Source organism: Mycobacterium shunyiense (assembly GCF_058270035.1).
In genome coordinates this window covers 220,792-242,904 of the sequence record NZ_JBZDPT010000011.1, presented here as the reverse complement: position 1 = coordinate 242,904, position 22,113 = coordinate 220,792, and the positions used below count along the sequence as shown (strand labels likewise).

Annotated in this window: 21 protein-coding genes; 10 read left to right on the top strand and 11 right to left on the bottom strand. The window is 66.3% G+C overall.

Annotation, left to right across the window (positions count from 1 at the left end; translation table 11 throughout):
• Positions 1-2: 2 nt before the first annotated feature.
• Entirely contained in the window at positions 3-1,145 is a 1,143-nt protein-coding gene (locus AC4ELS_RS09960; RefSeq protein ID WP_498883492.1) for an acyl-CoA dehydrogenase family protein, read from the bottom strand.
• Positions 1,146-2,378: an acyl-CoA dehydrogenase family protein gene (locus AC4ELS_RS09955; RefSeq protein ID WP_498883493.1), complete on the bottom strand. Its 1,233-nt coding sequence runs from the start codon at positions 2,376-2,378 to the stop codon at positions 1,146-1,148.
• 198 nt (positions 2,379-2,576) lie between these two features.
• On the opposite strand from AC4ELS_RS09955, the gene AC4ELS_RS09950 reads away from it, so the two are divergent.
• Positions 2,577-2,939, top strand: coding sequence for a PAS domain S-box protein (locus AC4ELS_RS09950; protein WP_207549021.1), 363 nt, complete (start codon positions 2,577-2,579; stop codon positions 2,937-2,939).
• Positions 2,940-2,941: 2 nt separating this feature from the next.
• On the opposite strand, the gene AC4ELS_RS09945 is transcribed toward AC4ELS_RS09950, so the two are convergent.
• Positions 2,942-3,592, bottom strand: a complete 651-nt coding sequence (locus AC4ELS_RS09945) for a ScbR family autoregulator-binding transcription factor (protein WP_463790119.1) — start codon at positions 3,590-3,592, stop codon at positions 2,942-2,944.
• Positions 3,593-3,605: 13 nt separating this feature from the next.
• Positions 3,606-4,286, bottom strand: coding sequence for a TetR family transcriptional regulator (locus AC4ELS_RS09940; protein WP_088305047.1), 681 nt, complete (start codon positions 4,284-4,286; stop codon positions 3,606-3,608).
• Positions 4,287-4,655: 369 nt separating this feature from the next.
• Between AC4ELS_RS09940 and AC4ELS_RS09935 the strand changes: the two genes are divergently transcribed.
• Positions 4,656-5,561, top strand: a complete 906-nt coding sequence (locus AC4ELS_RS09935; RefSeq protein WP_499046982.1) for an FAD-binding protein — start codon at positions 4,656-4,658, stop codon at positions 5,559-5,561.
• Here AC4ELS_RS09935 and AC4ELS_RS09930 read toward each other — a convergent pair.
• The 4 genes from AC4ELS_RS09930 to AC4ELS_RS09915 are packed head-to-tail and all read right to left on the bottom strand — an operon-like array spanning position 5,508 to position 10,551.
• Complete coding sequence (locus tag AC4ELS_RS09930) at positions 5,508-7,370, bottom strand: putative bifunctional diguanylate cyclase/phosphodiesterase (protein ID WP_064879128.1); 1,863 nt, start codon at positions 7,368-7,370, stop codon at positions 5,508-5,510. The genes AC4ELS_RS09935 and AC4ELS_RS09930 overlap by 54 nt on opposite strands.
• A gap of 19 nt (positions 7,371-7,389) precedes the next feature.
• The gene (locus tag AC4ELS_RS09925) at positions 7,390-9,582 is read right to left on the bottom strand and encodes an Rv1355c family protein (RefSeq protein ID WP_499046980.1); all 2,193 of its coding nucleotides are present in this window, start codon (positions 9,580-9,582) and stop codon (positions 7,390-7,392) included.
• Positions 9,579-10,334 (bottom strand): hypothetical protein, encoded by a 756-nt coding sequence (locus AC4ELS_RS09920; RefSeq protein WP_064957777.1) that lies wholly within the window; start codon positions 10,332-10,334, stop codon positions 9,579-9,581. Before AC4ELS_RS09920 ends, AC4ELS_RS09925 begins: the two co-directional genes overlap by 4 nt.
• A gap of 19 nt (positions 10,335-10,353) precedes the next feature.
• Positions 10,354-10,551 (bottom strand): hypothetical protein, encoded by a 198-nt coding sequence (locus AC4ELS_RS09915; RefSeq protein WP_131811563.1) that lies wholly within the window; start codon positions 10,549-10,551, stop codon positions 10,354-10,356.
• 243 nt (positions 10,552-10,794) lie between these two features.
• Here AC4ELS_RS09915 and purU point away from each other — a divergent pair, with 243 nt between their 5' ends.
• From purU to AC4ELS_RS09895, 4 genes are all read left to right on the top strand, one after another.
• Entirely contained in the window at positions 10,795-11,685 is an 891-nt protein-coding gene (gene purU, locus AC4ELS_RS09910) for a formyltetrahydrofolate deformylase (RefSeq protein ID WP_448442886.1), read from the top strand.
• A gap of 22 nt (positions 11,686-11,707) precedes the next feature.
• Complete coding sequence (locus AC4ELS_RS09905; RefSeq protein WP_055119889.1) at positions 11,708-12,160, top strand: MaoC family dehydratase; 453 nt, start codon at positions 11,708-11,710, stop codon at positions 12,158-12,160.
• 172 nt (positions 12,161-12,332) lie between these two features.
• Positions 12,333-13,685 (top strand): flavin-containing monooxygenase, encoded by a 1,353-nt coding sequence (locus AC4ELS_RS09900; RefSeq protein WP_499046978.1) that lies wholly within the window; start codon positions 12,333-12,335, stop codon positions 13,683-13,685.
• Entirely contained in the window at positions 13,682-14,599 is a 918-nt protein-coding gene (locus AC4ELS_RS09895) for an alpha/beta hydrolase (protein ID WP_499046976.1), read from the top strand. Before AC4ELS_RS09900 ends, AC4ELS_RS09895 begins: the two co-directional genes overlap by 4 nt.
• Positions 14,600-14,652: 53 nt before the next feature.
• On the opposite strand, the gene AC4ELS_RS09890 is transcribed toward AC4ELS_RS09895, so the two are convergent.
• Genes AC4ELS_RS09890 through AC4ELS_RS09880 form a run of 3 tightly spaced genes read right to left on the bottom strand, consistent with a single transcriptional unit; the run spans position 14,653 to position 18,178 of the window.
• Positions 14,653-16,143: an ANL family adenylate-forming protein gene (locus AC4ELS_RS09890; RefSeq protein WP_499046974.1), complete on the bottom strand. Its 1,491-nt coding sequence runs from the start codon at positions 16,141-16,143 to the stop codon at positions 14,653-14,655.
• 6 nt (positions 16,144-16,149) lie between these two features.
• Positions 16,150-16,971: a mycofactocin-coupled SDR family oxidoreductase gene (locus tag AC4ELS_RS09885; RefSeq protein ID WP_090434121.1), complete on the bottom strand. Its 822-nt coding sequence runs from the start codon at positions 16,969-16,971 to the stop codon at positions 16,150-16,152.
• Positions 16,972-16,996: 25 nt separating this feature from the next.
• Complete coding sequence (locus AC4ELS_RS09880) at positions 16,997-18,178, bottom strand: acyl-CoA dehydrogenase family protein (protein WP_499046972.1); 1,182 nt, start codon at positions 18,176-18,178, stop codon at positions 16,997-16,999.
• A 66-nt stretch (positions 18,179-18,244) separates the two neighbouring features.
• On the opposite strand from AC4ELS_RS09880, the gene fabG reads away from it, so the two are divergent.
• The 4 genes from fabG to AC4ELS_RS09860 are packed head-to-tail and all read left to right on the top strand — an operon-like array spanning position 18,245 to position 22,109.
• Positions 18,245-19,033, top strand: coding sequence for a 3-oxoacyl-ACP reductase FabG (gene fabG / locus AC4ELS_RS09875; protein WP_064886168.1), 789 nt, complete (start codon positions 18,245-18,247; stop codon positions 19,031-19,033).
• Positions 19,030-20,247, top strand: coding sequence for an acetyl-CoA C-acetyltransferase (locus tag AC4ELS_RS09870; RefSeq protein WP_448442897.1), 1,218 nt, complete (start codon positions 19,030-19,032; stop codon positions 20,245-20,247). The genes fabG and AC4ELS_RS09870 overlap by 4 nt, the downstream gene beginning before the upstream one ends.
• Positions 20,244-21,437 (top strand): acyl-CoA dehydrogenase family protein, encoded by a 1,194-nt coding sequence (locus AC4ELS_RS09865; RefSeq protein WP_036439653.1) that lies wholly within the window; start codon positions 20,244-20,246, stop codon positions 21,435-21,437. Before AC4ELS_RS09870 ends, AC4ELS_RS09865 begins: the two co-directional genes overlap by 4 nt.
• 3 nt (positions 21,438-21,440) lie before the next feature.
• Positions 21,441-22,109, top strand: coding sequence for a GntR family transcriptional regulator (locus AC4ELS_RS09860; RefSeq protein ID WP_064886171.1), 669 nt, complete (start codon positions 21,441-21,443; stop codon positions 22,107-22,109).
• Positions 22,110-22,113 lie beyond the last annotated feature (4 nt).

Here is a 22,113-nt window from a genome sequence, read left to right as displayed (position 1 = left end):
CGCTACGGCCGCGTCAGCTGCGCGTAACGGCCCACGTGGTAGTCCGTGGAACCGAACTCGTACTGCACCGCGGTGAGCCGCTTGAAGTAATGACCGATCGCGAGTTCCTCGGTCATGCCCATGCCCCCGTGGAGCTGCACCGCGTTCTGCCCGACGAAACGGGCGGCCCGTCCGATGGTGGCCTTGGCTGCCGATACCGCCTTGGCCCGTTGCGCGGGTTCGGCATCGAGGTTCAGTACGGCGAGATAGACCGCCGCCGAAGCCTGTTCGACCTCCATGTGCATGTCGACCATCCGGTGCTGCAGCGCCTGGAAGCTGCCGATGGGAAGACCGAACTGCTGGCGTTGTTTGCAGTACTCGACCGTGTCGGCCAGCACCTTGCGCATTCCGCCGACGGCCTCGGCGCACACGGCCGCCGCGCCCTCGTCCCGAGCCAGGTCCAGTGACGACCAGGCCTGTCCCTCGGTCCCCAGCAATGCAGAGGCGGGCAACCGGACGTCGGAGAATGTCAGGTCCGATGCCCGGCGGTCGTCCACCGTGCGGTACGGGTGCGCGGTGAAACCTGTTGTCAACGGAGGGATATCGATCAGAAAGAGCGAGATTCCGTCGGCGTCCGCACGTTCCCCCGAGGTACGTGCGGTCACCAGCAGGTGGGTCGCGAGCGGTGCGTCCACGGCCATCACCTTGGCGCCGTTGAGCACCCACTCGTCGCCGTCGCGCCGTGCGGTGGTGGACACGTCGCGCCAGTTGTCTCCGGAAGCCGGCTCGGTGGCGGCCAGCGCGACGATGGCCGAACCCGCCACGATCTCCTCGAGCAGGGCCGCGGCGGCCGTGTCGCCGGACCGGTGCAGCAGGCCACCGGCCACCACCACGGTGTCCACGAACGGTTCGATCACCAGGGCGTGGCCCAAAGCCTCGGCGATGACCATGGTTTCGACCGGGCCACCACCGATGCCGCCGGCTTCCTCGGGCAGGGTGGCGCCCAGGATGCCGAGCTCATCGGCAAAACCCCGCCAGATCTCGGGCTGCCAGCCGGGGCCGGTCTTGGCGGCGGCCCGGCTCGATGCCAGGTCGTAGCGGCTGGACAGAAACTTGGTCAGCCCGTCGCGCAGCAGTTCCTGTTCGTTGGTCAGGTTGAAGTCCATCTAGAGCCCCAGTTCTGCCTTGGCGAGGATGTTTCGCTGAATTTCGTTGCTACCGGCGTAGATCGAGCCGGCCCGGTCGTTGAAGTAGCGCAGTGGGGCGACCGCCTGCCACGGCGCTCCGCTGTGATAGCCGTCGGCGGGAGGTTCGTACTCGGCCACCGGCCCGCCCGGGAACGTGGCGTGCGGTTGGTAGGCGCGGGCCAGCGGGCCGGCGGCCTCCATCGACAGCTCGGTCAGGGTCTGGCTCAGTTCGGTGCTCAGAACCTTGAGCATCGACGACGCGGTGCCGGGATGGCCGCCCTCGGCCACCGCCGCCAGCACCTGGTACTCCAGGATTTCCAGCACGTCGGTGCGGAGCCGGGCGTCGGCAAGCCGGCGGCTGAAGGCCGGGTCGTCGATCAGCCGACCACCGGTCGGTCCGGGCATTTCGGTGGCGACCGCTGAGATCTCATCACCCAGCACCTGCAACGCCGGCGCGTTGGCGCCGCCGCCGCGCTCGAACTCCAGCAGGTATTTGGCCACGGTCCAGCCGTCGTCGATCGTGCCGATCACATTGGCCTTCGGCACCCGAACCTCGTCGAAGAAGACCTGGTTTTGTACCTCTTCGCCGGAAGTCATGACCAGCGGGCGGATTTCGATGCCGGGCGAGGTCATGTCGATCAGCACGAAGGTGATGCCCTGCTGCTTCTTGGCGCCGCGGGTGGTGCGCACCAGGGCGAACATCCAGTTCGCTTCCTGGGCGTGGGTGGTCCAGATCTTGCTGCCGGTGCACACCAGGTCGTCTCCGTCAGGCACCGCTGCCATCGACAGGGCGGCCAGGTCCGAGCCGGCCTCGGGCTCGGAGTAACCCTGGCAGAAGAACACCTCACCGGTCAGGATGCCGGGAAGGAAGAAGTCCTTCTGGGCCTGCGTGCCGAATTTGATGATGGCGTGGGCCACCATGCGGATGCCCATGGGTGACAGCGACGGGGCGCCGGCGAGGGTCGATTCGCGGCTGAAGATGTAGTGCTGGGTCAGGCTCCAATCACAGCCGCCGTGTTCGACCGGCCAAGCCGGGGCGGCCCAGCCCCGCTCGTGGAGGATCTTCTGCCAGGCCATGCTGGCGTCGTGATCGGCATACACGCTGGTCATCAACTGGCCTGCGCGGCGGAGTTCGGGAGTCAGATTCTTGGCGAGAAAGTCGCGAACTTCGTCGCGGAATTCCTGGTCGCTGGTCGACCACTTCAGGTCCATGCCTGCCCCTTACTACTGGTGTCGCTCCACAGAGTAAACCTAGTTAATCAAGTGACGCACACCACCCCGCTCGACGCTCGACCGCCGGCGCGGGGCGACACCGCCAGGTCGCTGGCCGGCGGTGGTGCCCGGCCCAGGTCACAGGCGATAATCGAGGGCGTGGAGCGTCGCCAGAGCGGTCAGGACCCTCAATCTCCGATGGCACTGCTGCAGAACCTGCCTGCCCTGGTGGTGCTGGAGAGATTCCCGGTGCCGGTGTTGGCGATCGCCGAAGACGGCACCATCCTCTTCGCCAACAGTGCCTTCGGCGAGATGGTCGGTCGCGACGCCGATGCGGTCAAGAACATGCCGTTTGCTGAGGTCTTCCATTCGCTGCCCGCCGACGAGTCCGCGGTCTCGGTGATGCGGGCCAACGCCGGGCTGCTCGTGGAGCTCGTCCATCGCGACGGGTCGATCGTGCGGGCACGGATGAGCAAATCGGCGCTGCTGCGCGGCGACGATCCGGTGGCTTTGGCGACGTTCGAGGACCTCACCGAGCAGTTGTGGGTCGACGAGCTCTAGGGCTATCCCGCGGCCTTCGCCCGCCGGAGCGACTCGCGTGCCAGGAATTCGCGGAAGTAGTCCAGCGACTCCCGGCTGACGATCGCGGGCAGCAGCAGATCCCACGTACGGGCCACGCGTTCACGGAGTTCGGTGCCCGTGGTGGCGCGCGAGAGCGCCTCCGCGCCCAGCATGGAGCCCAGGATCACCTCGGCGGCGCTCGCGACATCCAGGTTCTCGCGTAGGTCACCTTCCTCGGCGGCCTGGGTCAACTGTTGAGTGAGCTCGTCGAGCCAGCTCGTGTACACCCGGGTGGCGGCGACGTGGATGCCGCTGAACGTTCGCAGCAGCTGCATGCCGATCTGGGCGACCTTGTCCGAACGGGTGAAGTCGGCCACGACGAACAACCCGTGGATGGTGTTTTCCAAAGCCGGCGAAGAGGATTCGGCGATGACGCGGAACGCGGTCAACATGGCGGTGCCGCCCTCGCTGATGATTGCCTCGGCCAGGGACTCCTTGGAATCGAAGTGGTAGTACAGCGCACCCTTGGTCATCTCGGCCCGCGTGATGATGTCGCCGAGCCCGGTCGCGGGATAGCCGTGCTCGCTGAACAGGTCGACCGCGGCGGTGATGATCTTCTGCCGGGTCAGCTCCGATCGAGCCTGGCGTGCCATTGTGGCGTTCCTATCATTTGGTACGGGGGTGCAGCGGCGCCACTTTTTTGATGCCCACTGCGGTGCGACGCCGGATGAACTGTTGCAGGTAGCCGAGCCGCTCTGGCTCGACGAACCCGGGCATCGCCAGCCGCCAGCTGTGCTCGAGGTCGGTGAGGAACCGCGGTGGATCGTCGAGGTCACTGGTCTGGCGCACGCCCAGGTATATCGAAACCAGCAAGCGGGCAACCGCTTCGGGGTCGGTGTCGGCCGTGAAATCGCCTTCGCCGATGGCTCGTTTGGCGATGCCGGCGAAGCCTTGCACCCATTCGTTGAGAACCCGCGGCCCCACGTCGTCGGTCCGGCCGATGGACTCGACGAGGTTCAGGCAGGCCCGAGCCACCGGGTCACCGATGTCCTCGGCGGCAACCAGGCCCGAGAGGTCGATCAAGGTCTCGGCTCCGGACAGGTTCCGGGCGAGGACGTCCTCCACCGCCTTCTGGGCCCGCTGTGTCCGGTGCTCGACGATCGAGACCGCCAGTGCGTGCTTGGACCGGAAATGGAAATACAGCGCGCCCTTGGTGACGTTCGCGTCGGCGAGAATGTCGTCGAGACTGACCAAGCTGTAGGGCGTGTGCGCGAACTGTCGCGCCGCCGCCTGCAGGATCTGGAGGCGCGTCAGCTCTGCTCGCCGGTCGAGCTGCTCAGTCACCACGGGGCCTTCCTGACTCTGATCGGCCGGCGGCAGCGTTCTGATTTCATCCCACCGCCAGCAGACTCAAAGTCTTCACCGTACGTGCATAACATTCTAAAGGTATGTATCGTGCGTAGGGTGATAACTCTTGGTTCGTCGCGGGTTGCCCGCCCGGCGGTGGCACATGCCACGGTCGCGGGCGCTGTGGCGAGCGCCACCATTTGGCGGTCGGCAGTAGCCAAGGGCTATCCTGGAAACGTTGCCATGGCCTGCACCGGCAATCCCCCTCGAATCCCGGTGCGGGCCATGGCGACCTTAATTTCTGGTGCCTACCAAGATAATTCGATCTTGATGATGCACCCCGTGGTTCAGGCGGAGTGTCACTAGCCGATGTGGGATGACGAAGTCGACGTCGTTTGCTGTGGCTCGGGCTTCGGGGCGTTGGCCGCTGCCGTTGCCGCGGCGGATGCCGGCCTTGACGTGCATATCGTGCGTCCGGGAGATCCTCGATCGGTCACGCCCGGACCGGAGACACCGTGGCTGGGTGTGGGTATCGACGATCCCGAGACCCGCGAGTACTTCGACGCCCTGTCGGCGGACCTGACGCCGCTCGTCGACACCGAGTGCGACAGCGCGCTGACCGTCCGGGCAATCAGTGAATGGACCCCGGTTTCCGGACGTGGCCGGATCGCGCCGTTCTACGGTGCTCGGCTGCAGGACTGGGCGCAGCGTTGCCTGACCTCTCCCTACGGCGTGCTCTACACGCGGTTGGCGGACCGGGGCACCACCTCGATGCGCTCCGGCACCGGCGAGGAGATTCAGGTCAAGATGCTGGGCGCACTGGAGACCACGACGCCCGCGGACACCACCGCGGTGCTCGGTGACTGGTTGTCGGCGCAGGCCCGCGACCGGGAGATCCCGGCCGCGGATAACGGCACGCTTCAGCGCCTCGTGTTCGAGGAGGGCGAGATACTGGGCGCGGTGATCGACACCGCAGACGGACCGTTGGCCCTGCGGGCCCGCCACGGAGTTGCCGTCTCGACCGAACCTCATCCTGCCGCGACCTCGGCGGCCGATCAGCTCATCGAACCGGGCAAGCTCGTGCAGGTAGGCCTGGTCGGCTACCGCGCGAGCAGATTCGGCCGGGTCGAACTGCTGGAGCTCGAGCGGGACGGATCGGGATCGGGATCGGGCTACTGCAACTCCGGTCGGGTGCACGACTCCAAGCGTGAGTCGGGTCGCTCACCTGCGCGGCGCGGCCGAGAAATGCACCGGTACCCGCCCTTTGGCCAGTAACGCGGCCATCTCGTGGCCGAGAATCGGCTTGGACAACAAGAAGCCCTGCGCGCGGTAGCAGCCGTGGCGCAACAGCGTCAGCGCGGCCCGCTCGGTCTCCACCCCCTCGGCCACCAGTTGTAGGCCGAAAGCCCCGGCGAGCGCGATCACCGCACGCACGATGGGTAGGTCGCCCGGGTCCGAACCCAGGCCGGCGACAAAGCTGCGGTCGATCTTGAGGGTGTCCACCGGCAGGGACTTCAACAGTGACAGCGCGCTGTAGCCGGTGCCGAAGTCATCGATGGCCACCTGCACGCCGACCTTGTGCAGTCCAGTCAGTGTCGAACGGGTGGTTTCGATGTCCTGCACCACGATGCTCTCGGTGATCTCCAGACAGACCGACCCGCGGGGCAGGCGGAACTCCTTCATCACGCCGGCCACCGAATCGACGAACCCGTCGGTCACCAGCTGCACCGGCGACACGTTGATGCGCAGCACGATGTTGCGGCCGACGCCGTTGGACCGCCACCGGGCGAACTCCGCACAGGCATTCCGGAGTACCCAGCGTCCCAACTCGCCTGCCAGATTTATGGATTCGGCCACGCCGATGAACGAGTCGGGGGACAGCAGGCCTCGCGTCGGGTGCTGCCAGCGGACCAGGGCCTCGGCGGCCAGCACCTCGCCGGTCCGCATGTCGATCTCGGGCAGGTAGTGCAGAACGAGCGCGCCGCTCTCGATCACACTCTGCAGGTGCAACTCGATGTCGTTGCGGAAGTCGATCTCCATCGCCATCGCATCGGAGAACACCGTTACCCGGTTGCCGCCGGAGTTCTTCGCGGTAAGCACCGCGTGATCGGCCCGGTTGAGCAGATCGGAGGTGGAGTCCCGGCCCGGCATACCTTCGGCCAGACCGATGCTGACCGTCCGGGTGAGCATCTCGCCGTCGATGGTGACCCGTTCACGAAGCACCGACTGGAGTCGGTAGGCCAGAGCGGTGGCGGCCTCGGCGGTCATCGACGCCGCGGGGACCACGACGAACTCGTCACCGCCCAGTCGCGCGATGAGCTTGGGCGAGTCGTCGCCGCGCTGTAGCCGCTCGGCCAGGATGCTGATGAAGGCATCACCGGCGGTATGGCCCAGGTAGTCGTTGATCGCCTTCAACCGGTCCAGGTCGAAGAACATCACCACGACCGGGCCGGGCTGGCCCGGAGCCAGCCGGGCCTCCAGGTGGGCCATGAGTGCCCTGCGGTTGTGCAGCCCGGTGAGGTGGTCGTGATCCGCGAGGTACCGTAGCCGGTCCTCGGCCTCGATGCGGGCCTGCACCTGCGCGAACAGCGAGGCGATCGCTTTGAGTGCGTTGAGCTCGGCGGGCAGCCACTCGCGGTCGCCGAACTTGACGAATCCCAGCACCCCGGTGGTGATGTCCCCGGACAGCAGCGGCACACAGGCCATCGAGGTGCTGGGGATGTGGCGTCCCGCCTCGATCGTGCGCTGATAGTCGTCGGTGGCCGGCTCCGGCCGGAACACCGCCGGTTCCTTGAGGTGCTCGGCCATCGCGAACACCGGGTCGGCATCGGCGAAGTGGATGACCGCGATCGGGTCGGTCGGTGTGTCCTGCGGGCGCGGCGGCCACTCGGCCACGAGCCGAGTCGCGTGCGCCTGGTGATCGTTGTGACGCAGGAAGCTCACGTCCACATCGAAGAACGAGACCAGCTCGGCCAGCACCTGTTGGCTCACCGAAACCGAGGTCGCGGCGTCGACCGCCATCAGCTGGGTAGCGACCGACGTGACGAGCAGTTCGAGGCTGCCTGGCACCAGATACCTCCGCATATACCTCTGCACCCGGCTCTCAGCCGTACTGTGGCGCCGAACCCGGTCGGGCTCGCCGTCTGCTGCGTACGGTCGGACGCGGCGCGTAGGACAACCTGAGCACCAGCGCCTGTGATTCGTCGCGCGCGGTACCGGTCAACCTGCGAAAAGCGTACTGCAGGTCGCGCAGGGTGCCGGCGTGGTCGGGCGAGAGTGTCTGGCGGTCCCGGTCGTCATGGGCATAGAGGAACACCGGAGACACCGGTTGGACCGCCAGCCCGTGGCGTTGGGCGCCGACCCAGACAGCCTCGACCGCCGACCCGGCCTGGGCGTAGTCGGTCAGCCGGCGGCCACGGACCGAGACGACCGCCAGCGCCGAGCTCGAGGTGACCCGTTCGTAGGTGTCGTCGCCGAGGGCCACCCCGGCGTTCCAGTCCGACAACTTCGCCATGACCTCGGGCCGGCGCAGGATGTCCAGCACCACCATGTCGCCCGAATCCAACCCGAGCGTCGTGACCTCGATACCGGTATCGGGTGCTGGATCGCCGGGCCAGCGCAGTTCCGACATCATCTCCCGGTGCAGCGTGGGGGTCAGATAGCGGATCCGGTCGGCCTTGGCGAGTATGCCTGCGGCGGTTTCGATCTCGGAAGGGGTGTCCAGGACCCTCAGATCGGCACCTTCGCCGCTGGCGGCAGCCCGCAGGGCGTCGAGCACCTCGACGGAGATCGGTGCCGACGTGCCTCGCAGCCGATTGGTCTCTCGGGCCAGCATCGGTTCGTAGAGTTCGGCCAGCTCAGGTGTGTCGCCGGGGGTGAACTCCGCGATCCCGTACAGGGGGGTGCCCTCGTCGCCGCGGGACCACCGCACGTGCCCGGCCAGGCCGTGAGCTGCCGCGGCGACTCGGGCATTGAACGCCGCGGCGCCCAGCGCCACCGCACTGCCGCGGTACCCGACATCCATCGCCGTGGTGTATTTCGTCGCCAGCCGCAGGTTGATCCGGTCGTCGCTCGCTTCGATGTGCCACGGTTGGACGTTGCCGCCCGAGGGGGCGCGGGATGCCGCCTCGGTCAGGATGTCCGCCATCCCCGTCGGTCGGGGTGGCGTCGGCGCGGGGACGGATGGGGGTGGGGCCGCTGACGCGTCGCGCAGCGGATCGCCGATGCGGTCGAGAGCGTCGGCGATATCGACGCGCACCCGCCCCGACGGCATCGGCTCACCCAGGCCGATGCGTCGCACGGCGTTGGCGACGACGGTCGCCCCGAGTACCACTTCCGCGGCGAGTTGAGGCCAGGTGCTCAGCGTCTTGCCGACCTCCACCAGCGACGCCGCCATCCGGGGTGACAGCTCAGGCGCGTCGAGGATTCGCAGAACATGCGGCACCTTGTCCTTGCTGCTGAGCCCGGCCAGGTCGCGCGCCGCGACGTCGCCGAGCAGACCGTGCAGGATCGGGCGCGCGGAATCCAGGTCGAACCGCTCGACGTCGAGCAGCCCACGATCCCCGGTGGTCATCAGCACCGGCAGTCTCCGGGCCCGGGCAGCCTCGCGGACAAGAACTTTCGCGTCCAGCGAGTCGCATTCCTCGACGACGACGTCGAGGCCGCGCAGGTAGTCGTCGATCGACTCGGCCACCGCGCCGTTGCGATCGATGCGAACCCTGATGTACGGGTCGATCTCGGCGATCCGGCGCGCGGCCACCACGGCCTTGTTCAAGCCCAGGTCGAACACGGTGCCGGGGACCCGGTTGAGGTTCGCCAACTCGAGTTCGTCGAAGTCGGTGAGTCGAATCTCGCCGCAGAGGCCCTCGACCGCGAGGTTGTGGGCGATGGCGTGGCCGACGCTGAGGCCGACGACTCCGATTTTCAGGCGTGACAACCGCTGCTGCTCATCGGCACTGATGAGGTTGCGGTTGCGGTCCAGGCGTAGCCGGTTGAACGCGGCCGGTCCCAGGAGGTGAACCAGGCATCGCCGCCACGGGTAGTACGCCCACCTGGTCGGCTCCTCGAGCATTTCCTGTTCGACCGTAGGCACGAGCGTGCGGAGCGCAGCCTGTTGTTGGCCGCATTCGTCGATGACCGTGATTCGCGGATCCCGGCGCAGCTGGTCGAGCGTGCTGCTCGAATCGCCGTCGCCGTCGACGAAGATCGCTCGATATTGATCGAGGTCGTTGTATTCACTCAATTCGGAATTCCCGATGTCTGTGTGGGCGCTTTCCTTGGGGCTTTCTGCGGTCATCGTCTCGTCCCGGCAGCGGTAACGGCGTCGATTCCGCCGGTTCGGGGGTACGCGCCGATTCGCTGTGCTTCGGCGAAGTAGCGTGACAGCTGTCCCGGATCGGCGTGGTTGGCGAAAGTGGTGCTGTCCCACCACATCATCTTGGTCTGGTATCGCTCGTCGGGATACGGTGTCGCCGGGATTTTCGCAGCCAGCACGCCGCCGGAGGACAGCCAGCGTTTCAGCACATAGGCGGCGGCGGTGGCCATACCGAACTGAATGTCCAACAGTGTCATGGCATGCAGCGGCATACGCGCCAGCGTATCGGTGAGTGCGCGGCTCTGCTCTGGGTCGTCACACACCCAGGCGGTCTTCATCTCGACCACTCCGAACGGCAGACGGTCGGCGATCATCTTGCGCACGGCGTCGAGTGCGGGCTGTCCGCTCCATTCGACGATGGCGTGGCTTTCGTCGACGCTCCGATACGGCCCCTTGGCCCGCAGACCGCCGACCACATTGCCCGAGCTGTTGATCCCGACACAGAACAGCGCCGTATCGTCGCCCGTCCGTAGGGCTTTCAGGTCCAACGCTTGCTCCACTGCATGTTTGCGGTAGTTGGAGCAGGCGCCGCGGACATATTCGTCCCACAGTTTGCGCTCGGCCGGCGGGCGGGCCACGACGATCGTGCACTCGCTGTCGGGGTCCCACCAGGTTGGGCTCTCGTCCAATGTCACGCAGCGGCGGGCGACGTCATCGAGTTGGGGAGCGGTCATCTGGAATCCATTTCGTCGGTCAGCCGTGCCTTCCGACGGGACGGCTGATTTGTGTGTGCAGCACGGTGTTGCGAATACGTGTGATGAGTATTGCGCCGCCGCGTAGTGGAATTCCAGCGAGCTGAGAAATCTTGTCCAGTGCCGGGGTGAATTCTGCGGGCGCAGCACCGATTAACTCACCGGTACATGCAATTTTGGCAAATTCAGCAATCGACATTTATGCCGAATATGTGCCTTACGGGCGAACGTGGCAAAAATCTTGAATTGACGACGATGCCGAATGCGTGGTCTCGGGGCGGCGCCGCACGCTTTTGCTGTGACCCTTCACAGCCAGTCCTTAGTGCGATTGACCATCGCGGTGAATGGCGACCGACTCGGCGGGGCTCCGGGCCATTCGGTTCGGTCGCGCATTGGTGGGTTGTGTGTCGGCCCGGAGTGCCGAGATGAGATTCTGGTGTCGATGACACAGGAGTATCCGAAAACCAGCGCCCTGCCGGCTCAGGATGTCGGTCGGCTGTTGCTGCGTTGCGCGGACAGGCCCGGTCTGGTTTCGGCGATCAGCGGCTTCCTCACCGGTGCCGGCGCCAACATCGTGTCGCTGGATCAGCACTCCACCGAACAGACCGGCGGCACCTTCATCCAGCGCACGATCTTCCATCTGCCGGGCCTGGCGGCGGTGCGCGACGAACTCGAGCGTGACTTCCGGCAACGGGTGGCCGAGCCGTTCGAGATGGACTTCCGCCTCACAGAGGCCTCCAAACCCAAGCGTGTGGCACTGATGGCTTCCCGCGAGGACCACTGTCTGCTGGACTTGTTGTGGCGCAACCGGCGCGGTGAGCTCGACATGTCGGTGGTCATGGTCATCTCGAACCATCCCGACCTCGCCGATCAGGTCCGCGCGTTCGGAGTGCCGTTCCTCTATGTCCCGGCGACCCGGGAGAACCGCACCGAGGCTGAGCAACGGCTGCTGGAGTTGTTGCGTGGCAACGTCGATCTGGTGGTGCTCGCGCGGTACATGCAGATCCTGACGCCCGAATTCCTCGATGCTGTGGGCTGCCCGCTGATCAACATCCATCACTCGTTCCTGCCGGCATTCATCGGTGCGGCGCCTTACCGCAGGGCCAAGGAGCGTGGGGTCAAGTTGGTCGGTGCGACAGCGCATTACGTGACCGGTGACCTCGATGAAGGGCCGATCATCGAGCAGGATGTGGTGCGGGTGGACCACCGGCATTCGGTTGGTGACCTACAGCGGCTGGGCGCCGATGTCGAACGCCTGGTGTTGTCGCGGGCGGTGCTGTGGCACTGTGAGGACCGCGTAATCCGGTTCGGGAATCAGACCGTGGTCTTCTGACCACGGGTCGGGAGGAGTGAGCGTGAAAATCTTCAATGGTCTTGACGAGTTCGTGGCGGCAGCGGGTAGCGAGCTCGGCCCGACGGACTGGATGGAGATCACCCAGGAGCGGGTGAATCTATTCGCCGATGCGACCGACGACCATCAGTGGATTCACGTCGATCCCGAGAAGGCGGCCGGTGGACCGTTCGGCGGCACCATTGCGCACGGCCTGCTGACCCTGTCGTTGTTGCCGCACTTCACCCATCAGCTGTACCGCGTCGACAATGTGAAGTTGGCGGTCAACTACGGCTACAACAAGGTTCGGTTCATCACGCCGGTGCGGGTCGGGGCCAACGTGCGGGCGCGGGCGGCGATCTCCGACGTCGCGCAGCTCGACGGTGCGGTGCAGGCCACCATGACGGTGACCGTCGAGATCGAGGGCTCCGAGAAGCCCGCCGCGGTCGCCGAGTCGATCGTCCGCTTCATCGGCTGAGTTACTGCCCCGCTGACATTTCCTCGCCGAGCAGACGCTGCCGTACCCGCCAACTGGCTATTTCGGGTACATAAGCGTCTGCTCGCGGGGTTTCTGACAGTTGTCAGAATTCATTGACGCCCGTCAAAGGCCGCTGCTAGTGTTCTGCATCACAATGTGAAGGAGCACTGTATTGCAGCGTTCACTGCCGCGGACCGCGATCATCGGCTCGGGTATCAGCGGGCTCACCGCCGGAAAGATGCTGAAGGACTACCGGGTCCCGTACACCACGTTCGAGACGTCGGACCGCATCGGTGGAAACTGGGCCTTCGGCAATCCGAACGGCCACAGCAGCGCGTACCGCTCGCTGCACATCGACACCAGCAAGCATCGGTTGTCGTTCAAGGATTTTCCGATCCCCGAGCACTTCCCGTCGTTCCCGCACCACTCCGACATCAAGGCCTATCTGGACGCCTATGCGAATGCCTTCGGGCTGTTGGAGAACATCGAGTTCGGCAACGGGGTGGTGCACGCGAAACGGGTCGACGGGGGCGGCTGGGAGATCGAGGATCAGGCCGGCGCCCGCCGCGAGTTCGATCTGCTCGTCGTCGCCAACGGCCACCACTGGGACCCCCGACTGCCGGAGTTCCCCGGAACCTTCACCGGTGAGCAGATCCACTCGCACCACTACATCGACCCGAAAGAACCACTCGAGCTGACCGGCAAACGGATCCTGGTGGTGGGCATCGGGAACAGTGCCGCCGACATCACCGTCGAGTTGTCGTCCAAATCGCTGCAGAACCAGGTGACGTTGTCCACCCGATCGAGCGCCTGGATCGTGCCGAAATACATTGCGGGACAACCGGGTGACAAATACTTCCGCACCAATCCCTACCTGCCGTTGTCGTGGCAGCGCAAGATGGTCCAGTTGATCGGGCCGATGCTCGGCACTGATCCGACCATGTACGGGCTGCCGGCCCCGAACCACAAGCTGTTCGAAGCGCACCCGACCCAGTCGGTCGAGTTGCCGTTACGACTCGGGTCCGGCGATGTCGTTCCGAAGCCGAATGTTTCCCGTTTGGACGGTGACACTGTGCATTTCGAGGACGGGACCAGTGACGTCTTCGACGTGATCGTCTACGCGACGGGCTACAACATCACCTTCCCCTTTTTCGACCCCGACGTCGTCGATGCGCCCGGCAACCACATCCGGCTCTACAAGCGGATGTTCAAGCCGGGTATCGGTGATCTGGTGTTCATGGGTTTCGCCCAGGCGATTCCGACGTTGTTCCCGTTCGTCGAGTGCCAGTCGCGACTGCTCGCGGCCTACGCGGTCGGGCGTTACGCCCTGCCGTCAGTGGCCGAGATGGAACGGGTGATCGACGCCGATCAGCAACTGCACGCCGGACATTGCACGGACCGGCCCCGGCACACCCAGCAGGTGGACTACTTCTATTACGAGCACGACATCCGGGTGCGCGAACTACCCGCGGGAGCCAAGCGTGCGGCAGACGGTGGCGGCGTGACCGCTGGGGTGATCGCATGACGTACGCAGAGTTGACGTTCCACTCGGCCGGTGACCAGTGCAGTGCGTGGCACTTCCAGGCTGGAGGCGACGGCTTCGCCGGACCGGAGGGCAGACCGGTCGTGGTGATGGCGCACGGCTTCGGTGGCACCAAGGACTCCGGCCTGCAGCCCTTCGCCGAACGCTTCAGCGCGGCCGGCCTGGATGTGGTGGCCTTCGATTACCGGGGCTTCGGCGCCTCTGAAGGCATACCACGGCAGAGCGTTTCGGTCGAACGTCAGATGGCGGATTACGGCGCCGCCATCGCGGCGGCCCAACAACTGCCGGGTGTGGACCGTCGGCGGGTCGTGCTGTGGGGGTCGTCGTTCTCGGGCAGCCACGTGCTGCGGGTCGCCGCGCAGTGCACTGATGTGGCTGCGGTGATCGGCATGACTCCGTTGACCAGCGGGCTGGCTGCCAGCCGCGCGGCCGTGGCGCATCGCGACGTCGCGTCGGCATTGCGCTGGACCCTGGCCGGTGTGAAGAGTCGCGTGGCCGTGGCGGCGGGCCGGCAGCCGACGCTGATGCCGCTGGCGGCCAAGCCGGGGGAGGCGGGCGCGCTCGCCCTCGACGGGGCCTACGAAAGCTACAGTGCGATCGCCGGGCCGACGTGGCGCAACGAAGTCGATTCGGCCATCGGCATGGAGCTGGTGCAGATCCGCACCAGTGCTGCGGCCAAGGCGCTGAAATGCCCTGTGCTGATTCAGATCGCGGACTTCGACCGGTTCGTGCCGGCCAACTCTGTGATGAAGACGGCGGTCCAGGCCAGGGCTCAGGTCCATCACTATCCGTGCGATCACTTCGACGTGTGGCCGGGGCACGACTGGTTCGACACCGCCGCCGAGGATCAGCTGAGATTCCTGACCGCTCACCTCTCCTTGCGAGCAGACACTTAGGTACCCGCCGGCGGGCCAAATCGGGTACATATGTGTCTGCTCGCGGGGCGATGTTAGGTGCGGTACAGCGCCGCGACGTCGGCCGGCCGCACCTTGAGGGCGGCATTGCGGGGGAGTGCATCGACCACCGCCACGGCCACCGGCACGTGATGGCTGGGTAGTTCCTCGCGCACCAGGTCTTTCAGCTCGGCCTCGGTGGGTGTCGGGGCATCCCGGCGTAGCTCGACCGCGGCGAACGGAACCGCGCCCAGGCGGGCGTCCGGAACTCCCACGACGCAGGCGTCGAGCACACTGGGATGTGAGATCAGAACCCGCCGAACCGTTTCCGGCAGGATCTTGAAGCCGCCGCGGTTGATCGCGCCGTCGCCACGCCCGTGGAGCATGACGAATCCGTCCTCGTCCATCGACGCCAGGTCCGTGGTGCGTACCCAGTCCGGACCGATGATGGCGACGGCGGCTTCGAGCACACCGATGGTCCCGGCGGGCACTTCGGCGGCGGTGTCCGGGTCGACGATGCGGACCCGCACGCCGGGAAGGGGCCGGCCGACGCTGTCGGGTTTGTCCGCGCCGTAGCGGCGATGCAGCTCAGGTGTCCAGCTGCATACCGATCCGGCGAATTCGGTTGCCCCATAGGCCCACAGCAAGGGGATCCCGTAGCGCCCCTCGAACTCGGCCCGCAATTCCGGCTCCAATGGTCCGGAGCCGCCCGAGAGTCCCTCCAACGACGCCAGGTCCTCGCGCGGAACGTCGGCCTGTAGCAGCATGCGCAGGATCGCGGGCTGCACACCCGCACGGGTGATTTGGTAGGTCTTGATCGCATCGACCCATTCGGGGACGCTGAACTTCTCCAGCAACACCATGCGCTTGCCGGAGCACGGCGCGGCCAGCAACTGGCAGACTCCGATGCTGCCGAACGGCCAGTACACCAAGGCTGGTGGGGTGTCGGCTCCGACCACTTCGGTGCCCGCACCGATCGTCATGCTCAGCACGGTGTGCTCAAGCACGTTGGTGGCGACCGGGATTCGTTTGGGCGGACCGGTGGTGCCACTGGTCAGGATGTGCAGGCCGGACTTTTCCAGCGTCGGGTCGTGTCGGCTGCCGGGCTGCCGCGTCGCCGTCACCCCGACCCGCAGCGGATCGCTGGACAGCACGAGGCCGGCCGAGCCCGACGAGGCCACCGCGCCATGCAGCTCCGGTGTCCAGTCATCGACATCGGCGAGTACCCCCGGCAGTGCCAGTTTCTCGACGTCCCGGGCGATCGCGGTGGCGGATTGATAGGAGTAGATCATCGCCACCGGGCGTCGCGTCGCGATGAACCCGAGGATCGTCGCCGCGTGGGCAATCCGGTTACGCACGACGATGCCGACCGGTTCGCCCGGCAGCACCCCGGCCTCGTCCAATGCGGTCGAGATCTGCTCGATGAACTGCGTGATCTGATTGCCCAAGTACCATTTTCGGGCGAATTCGATGAACGGCCGGTCACCGTACGCCGTCAGCCCGGTGGCCAGCCTGTCGGCGAAGTCCGTGCTTGTCGGGCTGGTCATGCCGGCCTAGAACTGGGTGGAGCCCAGATCGACGGCGACCCGACTGGCGGTGACATACCGTGACTCGTCGCTCGCCAGCCAGATCGCGGCATCGGCGATGTCCTCGGGTTCGGCGATGTAATCCGGCAGGAACGGCGTCACCATCTGCATCAGGCCGGGGTTGGTGTCATTGGCCCGGTTGAGCGCGGCCAGCATGTCGCCGGTGCCCATCGGGGTGTTGACCGCACCCGGGTGCAGGCTGTTGACGCGGATCTTGTGCTTGCCCAGCTCTGCGGCGAATGCCCGGGCCATGCCGGCGACCGCGTGCTTGCTGGCGGTGTAATGCACCATGAACGGCTGCATCTTGATGCCGGCAGCTGAGCTGATCAGGATGATCGACCCGCCGCGGCCGCCGTCGATGATGTGCTGGGCACCGGCCATCACGGTGTTCCAGGTTCCGGTGACGTTGATGTCCATGACGTCACGGAATGACTCGGGGGTGGTCTCGTTCCAGGGCTCGGGGACGGTGATGCCCGCGTTGGCCACGATGATGTCGAGCCTGCCGAACTCCGCGACGCCTTTGCCGACGATTTCCCGCAGGGCGTCGTGGTCACGGGTGTCGGCGGCGGTGGCAATGATGCGCTTGCCGGTGGCCTCCACGAGGCGGACGGTTTCGGTCAGATCCTCAGGGGTGGCCGAGTCGTAGGGCACGCTCGGAGGCAGCGGACCGGCGATGTCGACGGCGATGATGTCGGCACCCTCTTTGGCCATCCGAACCGCGTGCGCGCGGCCCTGCCCACGGGCAGCTCCGGTGATGAAGGCGACCTTTCCGGCGAGCCTCTCGGTCATGAATTCTCCTTGTGGGTGGGTGGTTTCAGAGCTGGCGTTGGGCGGCCTTGACCAGGCCGCCGCCGATGATGAGTCGCTGGATCTCACTGGTGCCTTCATACAGACGCAGCAGCCGGACCTCGCGGTAGATGCGCTCGACCGGGACCTCGCGCATGTAGCCGGTGCCGCCGTGGACCTGCACCGCGAGATCGGCGACGTTACCTGCCATTTCGGTGCAGAACAGCTTCGCCGCCGACGGGGCGATGCGGCGGTCCTCGCCGGACACCCACTTGGCGGCGGCGTCGCGCACCAAGGCGCGTCCGGCCATCACTCCCGTCTGCTGGTCGGCGATCATCGCCTGCACCAACTGGAAGCTGCCGATCGGCTGGCCACCCTGGGTGGCCGCGGCGGCGTAGGCCACTGACTCGTCGAGCGCGCGTTGAGCGGACCCGACCGCGAGCGCCGCGATGTGGACCCGGCCGCGGGCCAGGGAGGTCATCGCGGCGCGGTAGCCGACATCCTCGCTACCGCCGACGAGTGCGCTGTTCGGCACCCGGACCGCGTCGAAGGTGACGTCGGCGGTCCAGGCGCCCTCCTGGCCCATCTTTGCGTCCTTGGCCCCGACTTCGACGCCGGCCGCGTCCGCGGGTACCAGGAACACAGCGATGCCGGGGCCATCGGCATCGGCGGGGCGAGTACGGGCGAACACGACGAACAGATTCGCGGTGGGCGCGTTGGTGATGAACCGCTTCTGGCCGTCGATCACCCAGTCGTCCCCGTCACGAACGGCCTTGGTGCGCAGGCCCGCCGGGTTGGATCCGGCGCCGGGCTCGGTCAGGGCGAACGAGGCGACGACATCGCCGGAGGCGATGCCCTCCAGCCACCGGGACTTCTGCTCGTCGGTGCCGAAACCCACCAGGACCTGGCCGGCGATACCGTTGTTGGTGCCGAACATCGACCGCAATGCCAGCGACGTGTAGCCGAATTCCATTGCCAGTTCGACATCTTGGGCCAGATTCAGGCCTAGGCCACCCCATTGCTGGGGGATCGCGTAGCCGAACAGCCCCATTTTCTTGGCCTGGTCACGGAGATCGTCGGGTACCTGGTCGGTGGCCAGGATCTCGTTCTCGCGGGGCACCACGGCGGAGCGGATGAAGCTGCGGGTCTGCGCCAGGATCTCGGCGAAGTCCTCGTCGCTGACTTCGGAAGTGGCCGCGGTCGTGGTCACAGGTGAGCTCCATTTCGTCGCGCGGAATCCGCGGGGGCGATGAATCTCCAATATCGTATATGAAATATGATCTGGGCCAGACAGAGCCCCCGCGATCGAAAGTTAGGTGATCAGGTGTCGTTGCTGACCGGTCAGACTGCAGTGGTGACAGGCGGTGCCCAGGGTCTGGGCCTGGCCATCGCGAAACGCTTCATCGGCGAGGGTGCCCGGGTGGTACTCGGCGACGTCAACCTTGAGGCCACCGAGGCCGCCGCCCAGGAACTCGGCGGGCCCGAGGTCGCGACCGCGGTGCGGTGTGACGTGACCTCAGGTGCTGAGGTCGAGGCCCTCGTGCAGGCCGCTGTCGAGCGGTTCGGCGGGCTCGACATCATGGTCAACAACGCCGGCATCACGCGCGACGCGACGCTGCGCAAGATGACCGAGGAGCAGTTCGACCAGGTCATCGCGGTGCACCTGAAGGGCACCTGGAACGGCACCAAGTCGGCTGCGGCGATCATGCGCGAGAACAAGCGTGGCGCGATCGTCAACATGTCCTCGATCTCGGGCAAGGTCGGCCTGGTCGGCCAGACCAACTATTCGGCGGCCAAGGCCGGCATCGTCGGGATGACCAAGGCGTCGGCCAAGGAGCTCGCGCACCTGGGGGTGCGGGTCAACGCGATCCAGCCCGGTCTCATCCGGTCGGCGATGACCGAGGCCATGCCGCAACGGATCTGGGATCAGAAGCTGGCCGAGATCCCGATGGGCCGCGCCGGTGAACCCGACGAGGTGGCCAAGGTCGCGCTGTTCTTGGCCAGCGATCTGTCGTCGTACATGACGGGCACCGTGCTCGAGGTGACCGGGGGTCGGCACGTATGACCCGCGACGCGGTTATCTGCGAACCGGTCCGCACTCCGATCGGCCGCTACGGCGGCATGTTCGCATCCCTGTCCGCCGTCGACCTCGGTGTCGTCGCGCTGAAGGGACTGTTGGAACGCACGGGTGTGGCACCGGAGCAGGTGCAGGACGTGATTCTGGGCCACTGCTATCCCAACAGCGAGGCGCCGGCCATCGGACGGGTCGTCGCGCTCGATGCCGGTCTGCCCGTGACGGTTCCCGGCATGCAGGTGGACCGACGATGCGGTTCCGGGCTGCAGGCCGTGATCCAGGCCTGCCTGCAGGTGCGCAGCGGGGACAACGATCTTGTGGTGGCCGGTGGCGCCGAAAGTATGAGCAACGTCGCGTTCTACTCGACCGACATGCGTTGGGGCGGGGCCCGCAGCGGCGTGCAGATCCATGACGGGCTCGCACGCGGACGCACGACCGCCGGTGGGCAGTTCTACCCGGTGCCGGGCGGAATGCTGGAGACCGCCGAAAACCTGCGGCGTGAGTACGGCATCACCCGCACTGAGCAGGACGAGCTCGCGGTGCGTTCCCATCGCAGCGCGGTGGCGGCACAGGAGTCCGGGGTGCTGGCCGAGGAGATCATTCCCGTCACCGTGCACTCTCGCAAAGGCGAGACCGTCATCGACACCGATGAGCATCCGCGCGCCGACACCACGGTCGAGGCCCTGGCCAAGCTCAAACCCGTTCTGCTCAAGCAGGATCCGGAATCCACCGTGACCGCGGGCAACTCCAGCGGTCAGAACGATGCCGCGTCCATGTGCATCGTGACCACCCCGGAGAAGGCCGCCGAGCTGGGTCTGCGGCCACTCGTGCGGATGGTGTCGTGGGGATCGGCGGGCGTCGCGCCCAACGTCATGGGTATCGGCCCGGTGCCGGCCACCGAGGTGGCCTTGGCCAAGGCCGACCTGCAGCTCAGCGACATCGATCTGATCGAACTGAACGAGGCGTTCGCCGCGCAGGCGCTGGCCGTGATGAAGGAATGGAAGTTCGGCGAGTCCGACTTCGAGCGCACCAACGTCCGGGGATCCGGGATCTCGCTGGGACACCCTGTCGGCGCGACCGGCGGGCGGATGCTCGCCACATTGGCGCGGGAACTGGACCGGCGTTCGGCCCGCTACGGGTTGGAGACCATGTGCATCGGCGGTGGCCAGGGGCTGGCCGCTGTGTTCGAAAGGGTGACCCCATGACCAGACTTGCACAAACCCTGGGGCTCACCGAGTTCCAGACCGAGATCGTCTCGACGGTCAGGCAATTCGTCGACAAGGAGGTCATCCCGACCGCGCAGGAGCTCGAACACTCCGACACCTACCCGCAGGCCATCGTCGACCAGATGAAGGACATGGGCCTGTTCGGGCTGATGATCCCCGAGGAGTACGGCGGGCTCGGCGAGTCGCTGCTCACCTACGCGCTGTGCGTCGAGGAGCTGGCTCGCGGCTGGATGAGCGTGTCCGGGGTGATCAACACCCACTTCATCGTCGCGTACATGATCCGGCAGCACGGAACCGATGCCCAGAAGCAGAAGTTCCTGCCGCGCATGGCCACCGGTGAGACCCGCGGGGCATTCTCGATGTCCGAGCCCGAATTGGGCTCCGACGTGGCGGCGATCCGGACCCGGGCCAAGAAGAACGACGACGGCACGTACACGATCGACGGTCAGAAGATGTGGCTGACCAACGGTGGTAGTTCCACCCTGGTGGCCGCGCTGGTGCGCACCGACGAGGGTGCCGACAAACCGCACCGCAACTTGACGGCCTTCCTGGTCGAAAAGCCCACCGGCTTCGGTGAAGTGGTTCCCGGGCTGACCATCCCGGGCAAGCTCGACAAGCTCGGCTACAAGGGGATCGACACCACTGAGCTGATCTTCGACGGCTACCGGGCCAGTGCCGACGACGTTCTCGGCGGCGTCACTGGTCAGGGCTTCTTCCAGATGATGGACGGCGTCGAGGTTGGTCGCGTGAACGTGTCCGCGCGGGCCTGCGGTGTGGGTATCCGTGCCTTCGAGCTGGCGGTGCGCTACGCCCAGCAGCGCGAGACGTTCGGCAAGCCGATCGCCGAGCACCAGGCGGTGGCGTTCCAATTGGCAGAGATGGCAACCAAAGTCGAGGCTGCGCATCTGATGATGGTCAACGCCGCCCGGCTGAAGGACTCCGGTGAACGCAATGACGTGGCCGCCGGTATGGCCAAGTACCTCGCCAGTGAGTTCTGCTCGGAGGTCACCCAGCAGAGCTTCCGGATCCACGGCGGTTATGGATATTCCAAGGAATACGAGATCGAGCGGCTCATGCGGGACGCGCCGTTCCTGCTGATCGGTGAGGGCACCAGCGAGATCCAGAAGAACATCATCAGCAAGCGGCTGCTCTCCGACTATCGGGTCTGAACCGTGTCCATACCCGATTTCGCTGCGCGCCCACAGCTGGCCGAGGATGTGGCCCGGTTGATTCGACGGCGGATCTTCGACGGCACGTACCCGGCGGGGAACTACATCCGGCTCGAACAGCTCGCAGCCGAACTGGGGATCAGCGTGACGCCGGTGCGCGAGGCGTTGTTCGGCCTGCGCACCGAGGGGCTGCTGAAGCAGCAGCCCCGGCGTGGGTTCCTGGTCCTGCCGGTCACCCGTCGGGACATCGACGACGTGGCCGGGGTGCAGGCCCACATCGGCGGGCAGTTGGCGTCACGCGCCGCCGGCCAGATCACCGACGGTCAACTCGACGACCTCGACCGAATCCAGCGGGAGCTGGAGGTCGCCTACACGGACAACGATCATGAGGCGGCGGTCCGGCTCAACCACGCGTTCCATCGCGGCGTCAACCGGGCAGCCGAATCGCCCAAGCTGGCGCAGCTGATGTCCCAGATCACCCGGTATGCACTGGAATCGGTCTATCCGACGGTCGAGGGCTGGCCCGAGCAGTCCACTCATGACCATCGCCGGATCCTGGCCGCGCTCAAGGCGCGCGACGGGGATGCGGCCCGCGACGCCATGGCCGAGCACCTGTGTGCGGCCTCCAGGCCGTTGAGCGATCACCTCGACCGGCTGGGCGTGCTGGAGTAGCAAA